A 14,559-nucleotide genomic window follows, 5' to 3' on the forward strand; every position below is an offset into this window, starting at 1 on the left:
TCACTCCTTTTTGTCTAACTTTGAAATAGTGTAACAAGCAAATATGAATAAACTATTAATAAACAAAGACAATATTTTTGCCGAGACCATTTCATGCCAATCGCCCATATATACAACGGGGTTTAAGCCATTTCTCCCAATCGGCATCTGATATTTCCTCCCCAATAAGCCATCCTGTTCATGTCAAAATGTATGACGATATTAAAAAAAGCCTTCCGGCAGCGCCGGAAGGCAAATCAATTACAATTTATTGAATCGGTTTTAGTTTTGCTTCAATTTCAGCTCTTCGATGCTCAAGATACGGCGGAAGTGCGATCGTTTGGCCGAGCTCATCAAGGTTTTCATCAACCATAAAGCCCGGACCGTCAGTTGATAACTCGAACAAAATGCCGTTCGGCTCTCTGAAATACAGCGCCTTGAAGTAGTAGCGTTCAACGATGCCGGAATTGCTAAAGCCTTCCCGGCTGATGATCTGGTGCCACCCGGCAAGTTCTTCTTCATCTCTTACCCGAAATGCAACATGGTGAACACTTCCTTTGCCTTGGCGCTCGCGGGGAAGATCGTTTCTTTCTATTAAATGGATTTCCGTTGCAGCACCGCCTTCTCCAGATTCCAAAATAACGGCGGTTCCTTGTCCTTCGACTGTTTCACGGTTGATTTCTGTAAATCCAAGAATATTCGTCAATACGTGTAAGGTTGGTTCAGCATATGGCACAGTCAGTTCAACCGGCCCTAACCCGCGAAACGAAAATTCTTCTGGAATGTCGCCTTGTTTAACAGGCAGGCCATATCCTTTTCCTTTCTCATCAGCAGTCAGCACAAGGCGCTGTCCTTCATGATCTTGGAATGCCAATATGTCACGTCCCGCTCTTTGGGTGATGCCGCTATGCGCCACCTGATGCTCTTCAAAACGTTCTTTCCAGTAATGCAGGGCTTCTGTGCTTGGAACGCGCAAACCAATAGAAGAAATACTGTTTGTTCCCGCATGAAACGGCGCAATGCGGGGGATCTCGAAAAACGTCAGCTCAGTTCCCGGATTTGCCACTTCATCTCCGTAGAACAGATGGTACATTGTCGGTTCATCCTGATTGACGGATTTTTTGACAAGTTTTAATCCTAATACTTTCTTATAGAAATCTAAGTTTTTTTGTGCGTCGGCCGTTAATGCCGACACGTGGTGAATGCCATTGACTTTCATATACTGTCCCTCCAGGTCATTTTATCTCGATTTCGAGATATTATATCATAGTTGTATATTTATTGTTCTAATTACAAGGTATTTTATTCGCATGGGAAAGTCAACATATCAGCTTCAGCGAAGGTTCGTTATTTTGCTGGGTTCTCATCGCATCCTCAGTTTCGGTTAAATCCCGCCCGAAAAACACGAACTTTCTAACTACAAAACCATATATTCATTCGCTTATCACTTATTAAATCAGACGTTTTCACAGGTTTACTAACCACAAACAAAGCAAATATCGAAAATCAGAAAATTTATTTTATTTCACTTTTCTAAAATAGGGTTTACAATATGAAAAAAGATTCTTCTCATGAAGCTTCAACATCATAGGAGGTTAAGGACATGCATACTGAAGACAACGGTTTGAAAAAAGAGATAGGCCTCTTGTTTGCCCTTACTCTTGTCATCGGAACCATTATCGGTTCAGGTGTTTTTATGAAGCCTGGCGCTGTGCTCGCTTATTCAGGTGATTCAAAGACAGCGCTGTTCGCCTGGCTGTTAGGCGGTATTTTAACATTGGCAGGCGGTTTGACAATCGCGGAAATCGGAACGCAGATTCCAAAAACCGGCGGGCTTTATACGTACCTTGAGGAAGTATACGGCGAGTTTTGGGGATTTTTGTGCGGCTGGGTGCAGATTATCATTTACGGTCCGGCGATTATCGGTGCGCTGGGTTTATATTTTGGATCTTTAATGGCCAATCTTTTCGGCTGGGGATCTGGACTATCAAAAGTAATCGGAATTATAGCAGTTCTCTTTTTATGTGTCATTAATATTATCGGTACAAAATACGGCGGCTTTGTCCAAACACTGACAACGGTCGGAAAGCTGATTCCGATTGCATGCATCATCATCTTTGGCCTTTGGAAAGGCGATCAGCACATCTTCACAGCAGTAAATGAAAGCATTGCCGATATGAATTTCGGAGCAGCGATTTTGGCTACATTGTTTGCTTACGACGGATGGATTCTTCTGGCCGCTCTCGGCGGAGAAATGAAAAATCCCGAAAAGCTGCTGCCACGCGCAATGACGGGCGGATTATTAATCGTAACAGCCATCTATATTTTCATTAATTTTGCATTGCTTCACATCCTGTCTGCGAACGAAATTGTCACACTTGGTGAAAATGCGACAAGCACTGCTGCCACCATGCTGTTCGGGTCAATTGGCGGAAAGCTGATCAGTGTCGGGATTATTGTCAGCATCTTCGGCTGCTTAAACGGAAAGGTCCTTTCTTTCCCGCGTGTATCATTTGCGATGGCAGAACGCAAACAACTTCCATTTGCTGAAAAATTGTCACAAGTACACCCGACGTTCCGCACACCATGGATTGCGATTTCCTTCCAAATTGCCGTGGCTTTGATTTTGATGCTGATCAGCAACCCTGATAAGCTTTCGGAAATCTCTATTTTCATGATCTACATTTTTTATGTGATGGCCTTTTTTGCGGTATTTATCCTCCGCAAGCGAACAAAGGGAGAAAAGCGCGCTTACAGTGTTCCGCTATACCCATTCATGCCGATTTTGGCCATCGCAGGTTCATTCTTTGTGTTAGGAAGCACACTCATTACAGATACACTGAGCTGCGGTTTATCCATCCTCATCGGCCTTGCCGGACTGCCTGTTTACTACTGGATGAAAAAACGAAAAGCAAGCTGATAAAACGGTTCCCTTGTTTAGGGAACCGTTTTTTGGTGAAACAGAAGATAAAAGTTGACAGGAAAAATACAACTTTTGATATACTTTTTACGTTAAGCAGAAAGATTGTGCAAACTTGGGTCGTTTTTTTAAACCGAAGTAGGCCAAAATAAGTGGACATGATTTGCTGAAAAAGTCAAGCCGTGTTTTTTTCGACTTAACCTGTTTTTTTTCGACAAAAGGCTATATAATAATTTGATGTGTGCATTGTCTCATTCAAACTATGGAGGGTTTTTAATGATAAGAAGAAAAAAAGATAAGTTCTCACTCCTTTTAACAGAAATCGCAAAAAATATAGACGAAACTGCCGAATATTTTGTGAACTTTAAGGTCACAAACCAAACGACGCTTAAAGAATTCGCAGATACGTTAAAAGAATTTGAAACAAAAGGTGACAATCATGTTCATGTCATGATTAAAGAGCTTAACAAAGCGTTCATCACTCCTATTGAACGCGAAGATATCCTTCAGCTGACAAACAGCCTGGATGATGTGCTCGACGGAATCGAACACTTCTCTGCCATGATGGAGATTTTCTCGATTACTTCATCAGACGAGCATATCGATAAATTCAGCGGATACATCAGAGAATGTGCCAAAGAAATTTTAATTACAATTGAGCTGCTGGCAGAAAACCGCTTAAAGGATATTCAGCCTCACGCGATCAAAATTAAAGAGTATGAGCACAGCTGTGACAACCTGCACAGAAAATCATTAAAGAATCTTTTCGGAAATGAAACAGATCCGATCAAAGTCATTCAATATCGTGAAATTTACGAAACGCTTGAAGAAATAGCCGACTCTTGCCAAAGTGTTGCCAATAATCTTGAAACCATCATTATGAAAAACGCGTAACGAGGGGTTAAAATGGATATTCTATTAATATTAACGATACTAATAGTCATTTGTGCTCTGGCGTTTGATTTCATCAATGGGTTTCATGATACGGCGAACGCAATTGCGACTTCAGTATCGACAAAAGCGCTGAAACCGCGCCATGCCATTATAATGGCGGCTGTGATGAACTTTATCGGAGCAATGACATTTACAGGTGTTGCCAAAACCATTACGAAAGACATTGTAGACCCTTATACATTAGAAAATGGCTCTGTCGTAATTTTGGCTGCATTAATCGCTGCGATTGCCTGGAACCTGATCACATGGTACTACGGCATCCCAAGCAGCTCATCTCATGCCATCATCGGAGCTATTGCCGGTGCCGCCATTGCGTCAGCCGGATTTGCTGCGTTAAATTATAAGGGATTCATTAAAATCATTGAAGCACTTATCTTTTCACCGATTATTGCCTTTGTCCTTGGGTTTATTCTTTACAGCATCGTCAAGCTGATTTTCAAAGACAGCAATTTGGCGAAAACGAACAAGCAATTCCGCAGAGTGCAGATTGTAACAGCTGCCCTGCAATCGTATACACACGGAACAAACGATGCTCAAAAAGCAATGGGAATTATCACAATGGCTCTCATTACAGCGAATTTACATACTTCGTCTAACGATATTCCAACTTGGGTGCAATTCGCCTGCGCGACAGCCATGGGTCTTGGAACATCAATCGGTGGCTGGAAAATCATCAAAACCGTTGGCGGAAAGATCATGAAAATTCGTCCGGTAAACGGTGTTTCTGCTGACTTAACCGGTGCAGCTATTATTTTCGGCGCCACATTTATTCATTTGCCGGTCAGTACAACCCACGTCATTTCTTCATCAATCCTTGGCGTCGGCGCGTCACACCGGGTAAAAGGCGTAAACTGGGGTACGGCCAAGCGGATGCTCATTACATGGGTCATCACGCTTCCGATTTCAGCGACACTTGGTGCCATTGCCTACTTTATTTTAAATATGATTTTTTAATGTTACACCGCTTCTGTCAAAGGAGCGGTTTTTTTGATGGAACAGGAAAACCAGCCGTATCTCTCGAATACAATAAGCAGAACCTATTTCAGATGTGAGGGATTGATGTATGCTTTTATTCTTTCAGATCATGGTCTGGTGCATAATGGCCGGATTGGGCTTATACGTGTATGCCACATGGCGTTTCGAATCGAAGGTCAAAGAAAAAATGTCCGCCATCCGGAAAACATGGTATTTGCTGTTTGTTCTGGGCGCTATGGTATACTGGACATATGATTCCTCTTCCCTGTTTACTCACTGGGAACGGTATCTCATTGTCGCCGTCAGTTTTGCTTTAATTGACGCTTTCATCTTCTTAAGCGCATACGTCAAAAAACTGGCCGGCAGCGAACTGGAAACAGACACAAGAGAAATCCTCGAAGAAAACAACGAAATGCTCCACATGTATCTCAATCGGCTGAAAACATACCAATACCTATTGAAAAACGAACCGATCCACGTTTATTATGGAAGTATAGAAGCATATGCTGAAGGTATTGATAAACTGCTGAAAACCTATGCCGATAAAATGAACTTAACGGCCTCCCTTTGTCACTATTCGACACAGGCTGATAAAGACCGGTTAACCGAGCATATGGACGATCCGGCAGACGTGCAAACTCGGCTTGATCGAAAGGATGTTTATTACGACCAATACGGAAAAGTGGTTCTCATCCCTTTTACCATCGAGACACAGAATTACGTCATCAAGCTGACGTCTGACAGCATTGTCACGGAATTTGATTATTTGCTTTTCACATCATTAACAAGCATATATGATTTAGTGCTGCCAATTGAGGAGGAAGGTGAAGGATAATGGAACGCGCATTTCAAAACGGATGCGAGCCCCGAGCGGCGAAGCCGTTTAAAATCCTGAAAAAACGTTCAACTACCAGTGTCGCGAGCTATCAAGTCAGTCCGCATACTGCAAGAATCTTCAAAGAAAACGAACGGCTGATTGACGAGTATAAACGAAAAAAAGCATGATCACACTAAAAGGACAAGAGAAAACAGCTCTTGTCCTTATTCCTTTTCTTATAAGGGTTACATATAATAAAACAAACAGAGGATATTGTCAGGTGATACAGTGAAAAAATTGGTGAGGCGTGTGAAGTTTGTTGATTACGGAAAGTTTGGCCTTTCCGGGTATTCGCTTCGGGTGAGAGAGCGGAGTGCCACGGTATTAAAGCATCTAAAAAAACGAACAAAAAAAAGCGACAATTAAACAATATGTCGCTTTTTATTTTCATCATTTTTAACTGTTTGATTTAGGAGCCGTGCATAAATGATTTCTAAATACTTCATTGGATAGATTATATATTTCACTATCCGGTTAAATGCGCGCGATCCAAATAGAGACGTTATTCCTAATGCCATCGTAAAACATAAAATCAATCGCGTATCAGGGTTTTGCTCGTTTAACCAGCTATTATGAGTAAATAGCGGGAAGACAAAGATCATATGAAATAAAAAGATCGCAAGTGAGTTTTCTCCCCATTGAGTCAATTTGTTTTTGCCAGCACCTACTGCATTTAATAATAAGAAAGTGCCTAATACAGCTAAGGAATAATGAAAGAATACAATCCCTGTATAACTATGATTTTCTATATGGAACTTCTGGTAGCCAAGAAAACCAAAAAACAGCTGATCAAATTTATCATGATGCAAATCTAATGTGATGAATACCAATACAGAGACAGCTAAAGTAGAAAACAGTTTAAACTTAAATTTGTCTAATGAACGGTATATTTTACTCATGAGATCCCTAGAACAATAAAAGCCAGCCAAGAAAAATGGAAGAAAAACAAAAGTTCTTAATATAGACAGCGTTTGCGTATGCATATTGCTATAGTAAATTTTAATAAATTCTACAATCTGATCTGCATAAAGCCTGGAAAAAAAGCTCAGCACGAGCAATAAAATCAGCAACACCGCTTTTAAGATGTTTCTGCCGTTTATTTTCTTGAGAATAATAGCTAATGCATACCAGCTGCACAGACTGACAATATACCATAAATGAGTATGCGGTCTTCCATAAGTAAATTGAATGACAGAAAAGTTACCTGCGTAGTAACGGTACACACAGTAAAAGGTTTGAAAAATAACATATAATAGGATCAGATTGAGCACTTTTTTGATTGATGGCCTTTTAGAAAAATAACCATTCAAGAAAATAAAAGCAGGCATGTGAAATGAATAAATAATTTCAATCATATTTTCCAGCCCGCTTTTACTTGCAATTAATAGATGACCAAACACTACAGAAAATATTAATACGCCTTTGACATTATTTAATTTAATATCTTTTTGCACAGAATTACCACCTAAATATAAAAATTCACTATTTAGTATGGTTTTTCTAGTGACAGTTGTCAATGTTTACTTATTAAAACACTTCTTTACAAAGCTAATTGTGCTGCGATCTTCGCTTTTGTCGCTGGCCCGTAAATACCGTCGGCGGTTAGACCGTTAACAGACTGAAAACGCGCAACTGCATCAGCTGTTTTCGGTCCGTAAATGCCGTCAATTCCGTTGTTAACAGCTCCTTTATCAGGATAAAAATAGAGGGCCGCCAATGCTCTTTGCACCTGAAAGACGTGTTCTCCTGAGGTGTAAGGCGTTGTTAGTTTGATAATGCCGTCAGGTAGCGGATAGAGTTCTGGTTCTTCAGCGTACGATGGCGCACTTACAATTAACACTTGACCGACCTGAATGAGATTCGGGTCTTCGATATTGTTCCACTCTTGCAGCTGAGCAACAGTAACACCGAACGCTCTCGCTATGGATGTAAGCGTGTCACCTTGTTTCACAACGTAAGTTTGGCTGCCGCCTCCCCCAATCCCTGCTTTAAATGTATCCCACGTATCCAATAGTCTGCGCGGACATTCCTTCCCAGACCAATACTTATGGGGTACAACGTTAGCGAGGCTGATATTGTGTTCAGCCATTAACGTTTTAATAAGCCACTGGGCATTTGCTGTTGCTTGCGCAAAATCTCCATCCGCATTTTCACAAATTTCAATTCCGATAGAAGCCCGGTTGCCGCTGCCGTTTCCGTCTCCTGCATGCCAGCCGTTTTCATTTAAAGGCAGATGCTGATAAATTTCTGTATCATCAACTGTAAAATGCCAGCTTGTCGCCGTATCAGGATTTTTCAAATAGCGGGCATGCGCCTCAGAATCCGCTCCGGCTGCAGTGTTCGCTGTATTGTGCACTGTAATGTAAAGCGGCGTCATTGCGTAGCCTGGACGGTTATTTGCACCAACTGGAATAAAGTCTTGAATAATGTTTACCATTTAGCTCTCTCCTTATTTGGTCAGATTGTTTTCCTTTAACAAGTCACGCTGTTTTTTCCCTTTTTCTGTTACATAATTGTTTTTAAACCAAGCGGCAAGTGTCGTTCCAATTGTGAAAATGACAGATCCGGCAGAATAAAGAGCGTCAGCAAGCTGATTGACCTGCTCCTCTTGAATGTCCAATGGTGATTTGCCAAGCATCAGCATGGTCTGGTTGATTAATGCAACCAAAAGAAGCACCGTCCTAATGACCGTGCCTTTGTCAAACGTTTTCATAAAAATCCCCCTTTAATGCTGCAGCAGGTTGTACATAATGGCGATGGCTCCGCCAATGATCCCTGTGCATACTGCTGTAATGATGGCACCTGTGATGGTGCGTTTAATCCACGTTGTATTTTCATCAATTTTGTTTAATTTTTCGTTCAGCGTCATGATTTGCTGATCTTGCCGGTCAGACACTCGTTCTAATACGGAAACCCTCTGCTCCAGCGCTTTGTGCTCACCTTTCATGTCTGCTAAATCCTGCTGAACCACATTTACATCTATCTCTTGCTGCATCACTCACTCCTCCTTTACATGCGGATCACCTCCCTTCCGAGGGCCGAAATGGTTATGAAACCACGGTTCCTTTTATCGAAAGAGTCCCGCCGGTGATACTGGCGATCTCCATGATGATCTCCTTAAACCCTTTAATATTAAAGGCCCACGCCTCAGCTTTACTTAACGTACTCGAGGCTGAGGACGCATCATCAGATTTCACGCCTCTGATCGGAAGTTTCTGTCCTGACACTGATTTCCCCCAAAATTTCACCTCACTCGTTTCCGCTGTGCCGTATACTTCAACGAGTAAATGCGCGGCACCGTCCACTGGTAAAGCGGCACCCTCGCCGGCGGACTCGGCATTTTCATGAAAGACAAAGTCAAACGTTTGGCTGGCTTTTACTTTTAGCCGTCCATCGCCTGTTTGAATCTCCGAAAAGTCTATCTGCAAAGGGGCTTTTTCATGTACACGCACGTCCATTTCTCCCGCGCCGACTGATTGGTATAATACAAACTCTGATTGCTGAAGGTTCCCGTTCACATAACGAAAGCGGTAATAGCGTTTAGAAAGGTACACCCAGTCTGTCGCTGTCAGGACACCCGCTGCGACATTAACTGTTGCTGTCGTTGTCCAAGCATTGTTATTGTCGCTTTCTTCTATAAAGAGCGTGCCTTCACGATCTGCATACGCCCATCCCTTCACTTTCGAAATCAGAACTGCACCCAGCCTGTCTTGCCCGAGCTGACTGTATGCCTCAGTCGCCTTTAAGGCAGCGTTTGTTAAAATCTCCCCGACACCTGACAAGTTCGAAACAGGTGTCACAAAATCATTTTTTTCTCCTCTATAGGGCTTTACAGCTCCGGCTTTTCCAGTCTTATCGAGAGGAAATTCATATTGATACTTCACCATCTTCATCCTCCTTTTGATCTAAAAACAGGCAAAATAAAAAAGCCTTACATGGCTTTACCGGTAATTTCTTTATACTGGTCAGATGTAATCAGCTTTTTGTTCACACCCTCTGCCAAATCTTCAATTGAACAGTCTTGATATGCTAAAGCCTGTTTCACCATATCCGTTGTCGCCCACTCATAATGGAGGGCAAGCACCCAATAATTCATTCAGCATGTTCTCCTTTCAAAGAAAGTAATGAGAGCTTTATATCTGCCAGTTCGCTCCCCAAAGTTTTGTTCAGCTCTTCTAGCTGCTTACGAGCCAGCTTTTCTTGTGACAACTCCTGAGCGAGAAGCTCCACCTGACCAGGCGGCTCATACGGTGGGTTTTTTTGTAGCTCTTCCCACCAGGATTCAAGTTCTTTTTGAGTTGGGATTGGGGCGCGCAGGTTCCATTTTTCAATATATGAACCATTGCCGTCATTCCTTAGTTCAAAATCCTTTCTTGGCACAGCGTCAGGGTATTTGTACATAATTGCGTCGTATAATATCATTTTAAGTACCTCCTATAATGTAGGGAAATTCTGACCTCCTAATTCTGCTATATCAAAGTAGTTATACCAGCCTGAACTATCAGTTATATAGCGCTGAACATCTCCGTCATAACCTACATATAAGTATATTTCAATATAGTCACCTGCATTAGCTGGAACTGTTGCAGCTCCATAAATTCCTATGTTAAATTGTTTACTATCTGATGGATCATCTGGACTATTTCTATAATGACCTATATTTTTATAAATTTTTCCGTTCAAATATATTTCCATCTCATAGTTTGCATATCTCTGAACACTTTCAATATAGAGCCCTGCATTCACCAAAAACATTCCGTTATTCGGGCAAATGAATCTGCTATTTTTAGTGTCAAATGCCTTATGGCTGTCTTTTATCGTTCTGTTAAAGATGATTTTTTGATGTTCCCCTTTGTTCAATAGCTGTTTTCCGGTAGTTCCAACATTTGCATGAGCAAATCCTGAAATTTTTTGCCACTCTGTCCATCCAGACTGAGGATACCATTGACGAACCCAAATACCAGTTCCAGCATAAGAGTAAGAAACATTACCATTATTGTAAAAATATTGAGTGAAACGATAATTATTATATTTTTCATTTTTTACAAAACCCATCTTACCTGGATAACCTGTTGTGTTTTCTTGACCAACATCCATCAAAGTAACCCCTGATGGGTAGACATCCCCCGCTGTTCTTGCGTCTTGAATTGCATTAGAACCTGTAAGAATAGTTAATTTTTGATTTGAATAGTTTGTATCTACGTAGTTTTTTGCATCAGCTAAGGATTTATCAGCCTTTGTTTGAGCATCGCTTTCAGTCTCAATTTTATTCCACCCTTGCCAACCTAAATTACCATCAACATAATTTGTAAACATATTATTCCTATAATCAATAGCTACTACGTATCCGAAAGTTCCATTGCCATTACTATCAGTTGCTGTAAAATGAAAAAATCCTCTAGTTGATATTGTAGAGGGCGCATTAGTTGGCTTGCCAGTAGAATAGAAAGTCCCAAATCTCTCACCAGATTTTACAATTTTACTAAGAAAATCATCAGTATCGCCTATTGAAATATAAACTCCACCTGCATCGTTTGTAATTTTAGACAACTGACCAGCATTCCACTTATTTCGTTCCCCTACAGTAATATGCGCGGTAGAGTCTTTCGCATGATTAGATACTTTCGCCTCTGCCCCAGCTGTTGTCTCTAATTCAACCCAATCTGACCAGTTTCCTCCTGATATCGTTTTTCGATACGTTTTATTAGCATTATCAAAAGCGATAATTTGCCCGTAATTCCCAGTCGCATTAATTGTCCATAAACCCCTGACTGAAGTGCCTGGACCATTCACCGTATTTGGCGCAGAGGCAAAATGAACCATTCCAGTGTTCTGCGGAACAATTTTATGAAAATCATCTGTTTCGCTTAAGTATAGTTTTCCTTGGCCGTTGTCTGCTGTGACTTTAAAAAGCTGGCTGTTATTCCACTTGTCTTTATCTGCTAGTGTGACGTGTATGTCCGACTTCCCCTCATGAACATTAACTTTCTTTAGTGCTCCTTCAGTATTCTCCAATTCAATCCAATCCGACCACTTATTATTAGCTAACGATTTACGAAACGTTTTATTATCATTAGTCATTACTATTACGTGCCCATATGTTTTCCCAATACTACACGTCCAGAATCCTCGACCTCCACTAGGTGGAGCATTTGCTGCTGTTTTATCATATGAGAAATACGTCAATGTCGGGTAATTTTGAAGCTCTGTGTGGAAATCAGTTGTTAAGTTAAACATCGGCTGCCCATTGTCAGCGGATATTTTGGACAATTGCGCTCCATTCCAAGTCACTCTTTCGTCCTCTGTAATATGCCTCACCTGATCTTGCTCATGCTGGTCAAAATCCTCTTTCGCCGCCTGCTTCACGTTATCCAAATTCCCCAGCCCGACTTGTGCCTTAGTTGTGTTATGGGGATTGTTCATGTCGTTTTTGTGGGCGGCCAGGTCTGTGTGGGCGTCTTTTATTCCTTTTTCCCAGCGGTTGACGTCATCTTCGTTGATTGGGTCATCCGGAAGCCAGTCTGTTTTTTCTTCGTATGCCATGTTTACACCACCTCAAAAGTAAATCTGAAATCGAGTGTTCTGTTTTCGCTGACGTCCAGGTCTGTTTTTCTTTCTGTAATGATGTTGCCCAGTTCGTCAAAAATTTGTACCGTTTCGATATGCTTGATGTCTTCCTCACGTTTTGTCAGAACGGTGACTGTCGCTCCGTCAATGGAGAGCTCTACTATTTCTGTTTTTTGTCCGTTAAGCAGCACGTGATCAATTCTGCTTTTTAGATCAGCAGCTGTACGTTCTCTGTATATGGTTGAAATCAAGTTAAAACCACCTCATTGTTGTTAAGGGTGACAGAATAACCGACTTTCAGCTCACTGGCTGTTCGGTATCTGCGGTGATTCAGGATGACTGTATCTTTGATTTGAATCGCCTCATTTAATCCGCCTCTGAGCGTATACGCCAAATGAGCGGGCTTCATGTTTTCGATGGCTTCGATCAGTTCATTCATGTGCTGAAGGTCATCAACATTGATATCTACGGTAAATCGGTATTCGCCGGGCAGCAGGCGGACCTGTGCAGACGGGTTTTTCAAGAAACGATTCACGGCCTGTTCAATGGCCCTGTAGGTGACTGGCGGGATGTTCGACATTTTTGAAATGAGCCGCAATCGTCTGATTTCATCAGTGTCACCTGATTCCCGCGGCACGTTTAAAATCTTTTCCCAGCGGCTGAGCCCCCATGTCGCTGTCGGTACAAATAGCTGATCCGTCAGATCAAATATGCTGTTATTCTGTTTATCAAACTCAGGCGCTTCCGCTTTCAGCAGCTCTGCCATTTCTTTAAGGCTGGTGAGAAACGGAGGCAGATACGCTGTCATGTCATCTTGTTTGCTCAATGATCTTCACCTGCCCCAGCTTAGGAATTTCCACGTCGCTCAGCACCAAATTTTCGGAGGTGCCGTTGACTTTAATATTGGAATAATCACTGACTGACGGTGAATTATAGACGATATTGTTAATTTGAGAAAGGCGGATGACGTTGTCTTCGAACGCCATTTTTTTAAAGAGATTTAAAACGCCCTCTTCAATTTCTGACTTCACTTCATCAATTGAGTGATTGATCTCAGGCAGCACTTCGGCAGAAATCTCAACTTCCTTCCAGACGGCGCTTTCTACTGTGACAACGGCTCCGATTGGCGCCTGCCCCTCCCCTTGTCCTGGTTCAGGGTCGATATAGTTTTTCACTTTTTGAATTAAGATATTGGAAGCCGGCTCAAGATTCGCATTCGTGACGACAATTTTGACCGTGCCGTCTCCGTTCCAAAGCGGGAAGATCTTTGCTTTTCCAACACCGTCCACTTCTTCAGCCCACTCTTTATAGTGCATTTTGTTAGCGCTGACAGCCTCGCGCCGAACCCTTGTAAAATACCGTTCTCTTAAGCTGTCATCTCCTTCTTCCTCTCGCCCCGGGATCAGGATTTCTTTGACAATGGCTGTTTCTAATCCGGGAATGGTATCCAGCGACAGTAAATTGCGTCCGGTCAGATTGGCGTTTCCTGCTTCACCAGGTGTTTCACAGATGAGCGTCCCGTCCGCCGTATATTGAAAATAAAGATTATCCACATAGAAGCGGGAGCCCACAGGAATGGTAATCCCAGACGTAAACTCTCCCGCTCTGACCGCCTTTGTCGCGGCTGTCCGTTCAATCCCCGCTTCCGCTGCACGCCGGTCTAAAAATTCGCCTTGCGCGGTATCAGAGAAGACTAGCTCAAGCACTGTATCCAGCCATATATATGACTTCGCAAGCTCGGCTGCCGCCGGAGCTAAGGCATTATAAATGACGCTGCCTTCTCTTGTGTCAATATCTGCGGAGATGCTGTTCAGCATACGCTCCATAATCTCTTCAAAGGTCTGATCTTCAAACATCTTCGCCGATCACCTCCTCAATCTCAAGCGTCCCTTCATCTGTCTCCACCAAAAAGGAAACATGAAACGCATCGCCTTGTTTTTCTATCTCAAAATCGGTTACAGCAGATATCCGGTCGTCATAAACCAGTGCCTCTTCTATCAGCCTCGGAATCTCCATTTTTTTATAGGCATCAGTCGTTTCATGATCTGTAAGCACGTCCTGAAGCTCATTTCCGACATTATGGCTGTATACGGAGTACGCATATCGTTCTGTTTGTAAGGCGATATATACGAACTGTCTGATCGCTTCAAGTCCGGTAATCAGTTCATTTGTAATTCTTCCGTTTTCAAAATCTATTTTGTATGTTGTAGAGGTTTCAATGACTTCGCTGTCATCTTCGATATCCTCAAACTCCACTTCTGGTGTCAGGGCCATGATGCCCACTCCT

General features: G+C 42.2%; 20 protein-coding genes. 6 read left to right on the top strand and 14 right to left on the bottom strand.

All coding sequences use genetic code 11. From position 1 onward, the window contains the following. Positions 1-147, bottom strand: a complete 147-nt coding sequence (locus tag AC0C66_RS13060) for a hypothetical protein (protein ID WP_120698821.1) — start codon at positions 145-147, stop codon at positions 1-3. A 100-nt stretch (positions 148-247) separates the two neighbouring features. Further along, positions 248-1,198, bottom strand: a complete 951-nt coding sequence (locus AC0C66_RS13065; protein WP_072182468.1) for a ring-cleaving dioxygenase — start codon at positions 1,196-1,198, stop codon at positions 248-250. Positions 1,199-1,582: 384 nt separating this feature from the next. Here AC0C66_RS13065 and steT point away from each other — a divergent pair, with 384 nt between their 5' ends. The 6 genes from steT (at position 1,583) to spoIISC (ending at position 6,071) form a co-directional block, all read left to right on the top strand. Continuing rightward, positions 1,583-2,899, top strand: a complete 1,317-nt coding sequence (gene steT / locus AC0C66_RS13070; protein ID WP_072182467.1) for a serine/threonine exchanger — start codon at positions 1,583-1,585, stop codon at positions 2,897-2,899. 276 nt (positions 2,900-3,175) lie between these two features. Continuing rightward, complete coding sequence (locus AC0C66_RS13075) at positions 3,176-3,793, top strand: DUF47 domain-containing protein (protein ID WP_014113501.1); 618 nt, start codon at positions 3,176-3,178, stop codon at positions 3,791-3,793. Between the two features lie 12 nt (positions 3,794-3,805). Beyond that, positions 3,806-4,807, top strand: a complete 1,002-nt coding sequence (locus tag AC0C66_RS13080; RefSeq protein WP_088679479.1) for an inorganic phosphate transporter — start codon at positions 3,806-3,808, stop codon at positions 4,805-4,807. Positions 4,808-4,916: 109 nt separating this feature from the next. Then, positions 4,917-5,663 (top strand): toxin-antitoxin-antitoxin system toxin SpoIISA, encoded by a 747-nt coding sequence (gene spoIISA / locus AC0C66_RS13085; protein WP_061187299.1) that lies wholly within the window; start codon positions 4,917-4,919, stop codon positions 5,661-5,663. Beyond that, positions 5,663-5,833, top strand: a complete 171-nt coding sequence (gene spoIISB, locus AC0C66_RS13090; protein WP_003239095.1) for a three component toxin-antitoxin-antitoxin system antitoxin SpoIISB — start codon at positions 5,663-5,665, stop codon at positions 5,831-5,833. The genes spoIISA and spoIISB overlap by 1 nt, the downstream gene beginning before the upstream one ends. 85 nt (positions 5,834-5,918) lie before the next feature. Further along, the gene (gene spoIISC / locus AC0C66_RS13095) at positions 5,919-6,071 is read left to right on the top strand and encodes a three component toxin-antitoxin-antitoxin system antitoxin SpoIISC (protein WP_120698819.1); all 153 of its coding nucleotides are present in this window, start codon (positions 5,919-5,921) and stop codon (positions 6,069-6,071) included. On the opposite strand, the gene AC0C66_RS13100 is transcribed toward spoIISC, so the two are convergent. The 12 genes from AC0C66_RS13100 to AC0C66_RS13155 all read right to left on the bottom strand — a co-directional run bounded on the left by AC0C66_RS13100 (position 6,068) and on the right by AC0C66_RS13155 (position 14,546). Then, the gene (locus AC0C66_RS13100) at positions 6,068-7,159 is read right to left on the bottom strand and encodes an acyltransferase family protein (RefSeq protein WP_072182465.1); all 1,092 of its coding nucleotides are present in this window, start codon (positions 7,157-7,159) and stop codon (positions 6,068-6,070) included. The genes spoIISC and AC0C66_RS13100 overlap by 4 nt on opposite strands. 86 nt (positions 7,160-7,245) lie before the next feature. Next, positions 7,246-8,142, bottom strand: coding sequence for an N-acetylmuramoyl-L-alanine amidase (locus AC0C66_RS13105; protein ID WP_072182464.1), 897 nt, complete (start codon positions 8,140-8,142; stop codon positions 7,246-7,248). A 12-nt stretch (positions 8,143-8,154) separates the two neighbouring features. After that, positions 8,155-8,418: a phage holin gene (locus AC0C66_RS13110; protein WP_061187296.1), complete on the bottom strand. Its 264-nt coding sequence runs from the start codon at positions 8,416-8,418 to the stop codon at positions 8,155-8,157. Positions 8,419-8,430: 12 nt separating this feature from the next. Further along, on the bottom strand, positions 8,431-8,700 hold the full coding sequence (locus AC0C66_RS13115; RefSeq protein ID WP_014113495.1) for a hemolysin XhlA family protein: 270 nt from the start codon (positions 8,698-8,700) through the stop codon (positions 8,431-8,433). A 52-nt stretch (positions 8,701-8,752) separates the two neighbouring features. Beyond that, positions 8,753-9,592, bottom strand: coding sequence for a phage-like element PBSX protein XepA (gene xepA / locus AC0C66_RS13120; RefSeq protein WP_072182463.1), 840 nt, complete (start codon positions 9,590-9,592; stop codon positions 8,753-8,755). A gap of 44 nt (positions 9,593-9,636) precedes the next feature. Beyond that, positions 9,637-9,801, bottom strand: a complete 165-nt coding sequence (locus AC0C66_RS13125; RefSeq protein ID WP_072182462.1) for an XkdX family protein — start codon at positions 9,799-9,801, stop codon at positions 9,637-9,639. Beyond that, positions 9,798-10,127: an XkdW family protein gene (locus AC0C66_RS13130; RefSeq protein ID WP_072182461.1), complete on the bottom strand. Its 330-nt coding sequence runs from the start codon at positions 10,125-10,127 to the stop codon at positions 9,798-9,800. The genes AC0C66_RS13125 and AC0C66_RS13130 overlap by 4 nt, the downstream gene beginning before the upstream one ends. 12 nt (positions 10,128-10,139) lie before the next feature. Continuing rightward, positions 10,140-12,248, bottom strand: coding sequence for a terminase (locus AC0C66_RS13135; RefSeq protein WP_072182460.1), 2,109 nt, complete (start codon positions 12,246-12,248; stop codon positions 10,140-10,142). 2 nt (positions 12,249-12,250) lie between these two features. Beyond that, positions 12,251-12,523, bottom strand: a complete 273-nt coding sequence (locus tag AC0C66_RS13140) for a hypothetical protein (RefSeq protein ID WP_061187291.1) — start codon at positions 12,521-12,523, stop codon at positions 12,251-12,253. After that, positions 12,520-13,098 (bottom strand): YmfQ family protein, encoded by a 579-nt coding sequence (locus AC0C66_RS13145; RefSeq protein WP_044445109.1) that lies wholly within the window; start codon positions 13,096-13,098, stop codon positions 12,520-12,522. Before AC0C66_RS13145 ends, AC0C66_RS13140 begins: the two co-directional genes overlap by 4 nt. Then, a complete protein-coding gene (locus AC0C66_RS13150) occupies positions 13,082-14,128 on the bottom strand; it encodes a baseplate J/gp47 family protein (RefSeq protein WP_072182459.1) in 1,047 nt (348 codons plus the stop codon). Before AC0C66_RS13150 ends, AC0C66_RS13145 begins: the two co-directional genes overlap by 17 nt. Then, on the bottom strand, positions 14,121-14,546 hold the full coding sequence (locus tag AC0C66_RS13155; protein ID WP_041905131.1) for a DUF2634 domain-containing protein: 426 nt from the start codon (positions 14,544-14,546) through the stop codon (positions 14,121-14,123). The genes AC0C66_RS13150 and AC0C66_RS13155 overlap by 8 nt, the downstream gene beginning before the upstream one ends. Positions 14,547-14,559: the final 13 nt, after the last annotated feature.

Source organism: Bacillus sp. VA13, from assembly GCF_055710085.1.

Coding starts and splice junctions, on each gene's coding strand:
- AC0C66_RS13060 (WP_120698821.1), bottom strand. CDS start 147: ATGCCGATTGGGAGAAATGGCTTAAACCCCGTTGTATATATGGGCGAT.
- AC0C66_RS13065 (WP_072182468.1), bottom strand. CDS start 1,198: ATGAAAGTCAATGGCATTCACCACGTGTCGGCATTAACGGCCGACGCA.
- steT (WP_072182467.1), top strand. CDS start 1,583: ATGCATACTGAAGACAACGGTTTGAAAAAAGAGATAGGCCTCTTGTTT.
- AC0C66_RS13075 (WP_014113501.1), top strand. CDS start 3,176: ATGATAAGAAGAAAAAAAGATAAGTTCTCACTCCTTTTAACAGAAATC.
- AC0C66_RS13080 (WP_088679479.1), top strand. CDS start 3,806: ATGGATATTCTATTAATATTAACGATACTAATAGTCATTTGTGCTCTG.
- spoIISA (WP_061187299.1), top strand. CDS start 4,917: ATGCTTTTATTCTTTCAGATCATGGTCTGGTGCATAATGGCCGGATTG.
- spoIISB (WP_003239095.1), top strand. CDS start 5,663: ATGGAACGCGCATTTCAAAACGGATGCGAGCCCCGAGCGGCGAAGCCG.
- AC0C66_RS13105 (WP_072182464.1), bottom strand. CDS start 8,142: ATGGTAAACATTATTCAAGACTTTATTCCAGTTGGTGCAAATAACCGT.
- AC0C66_RS13110 (WP_061187296.1), bottom strand. CDS start 8,418: ATGAAAACGTTTGACAAAGGCACGGTCATTAGGACGGTGCTTCTTTTG.
- AC0C66_RS13115 (WP_014113495.1), bottom strand. CDS start 8,700: ATGCAGCAAGAGATAGATGTAAATGTGGTTCAGCAGGATTTAGCAGAC.
- xepA (WP_072182463.1), bottom strand. CDS start 9,592: ATGGTGAAGTATCAATATGAATTTCCTCTCGATAAGACTGGAAAAGCC.
- AC0C66_RS13125 (WP_072182462.1), bottom strand. CDS start 9,801: ATGAATTATTGGGTGCTTGCCCTCCATTATGAGTGGGCGACAACGGAT.
- AC0C66_RS13130 (WP_072182461.1), bottom strand. CDS start 10,127: ATGATATTATACGACGCAATTATGTACAAATACCCTGACGCTGTGCCA.
- AC0C66_RS13135 (WP_072182460.1), bottom strand. CDS start 12,248: ATGGCATACGAAGAAAAAACAGACTGGCTTCCGGATGACCCAATCAAC.
- AC0C66_RS13150 (WP_072182459.1), bottom strand. CDS start 14,128: ATGTTTGAAGATCAGACCTTTGAAGAGATTATGGAGCGTATGCTGAAC.
- AC0C66_RS13155 (WP_041905131.1), bottom strand. CDS start 14,546: ATGGCCCTGACACCAGAAGTGGAGTTTGAGGATATCGAAGATGACAGC.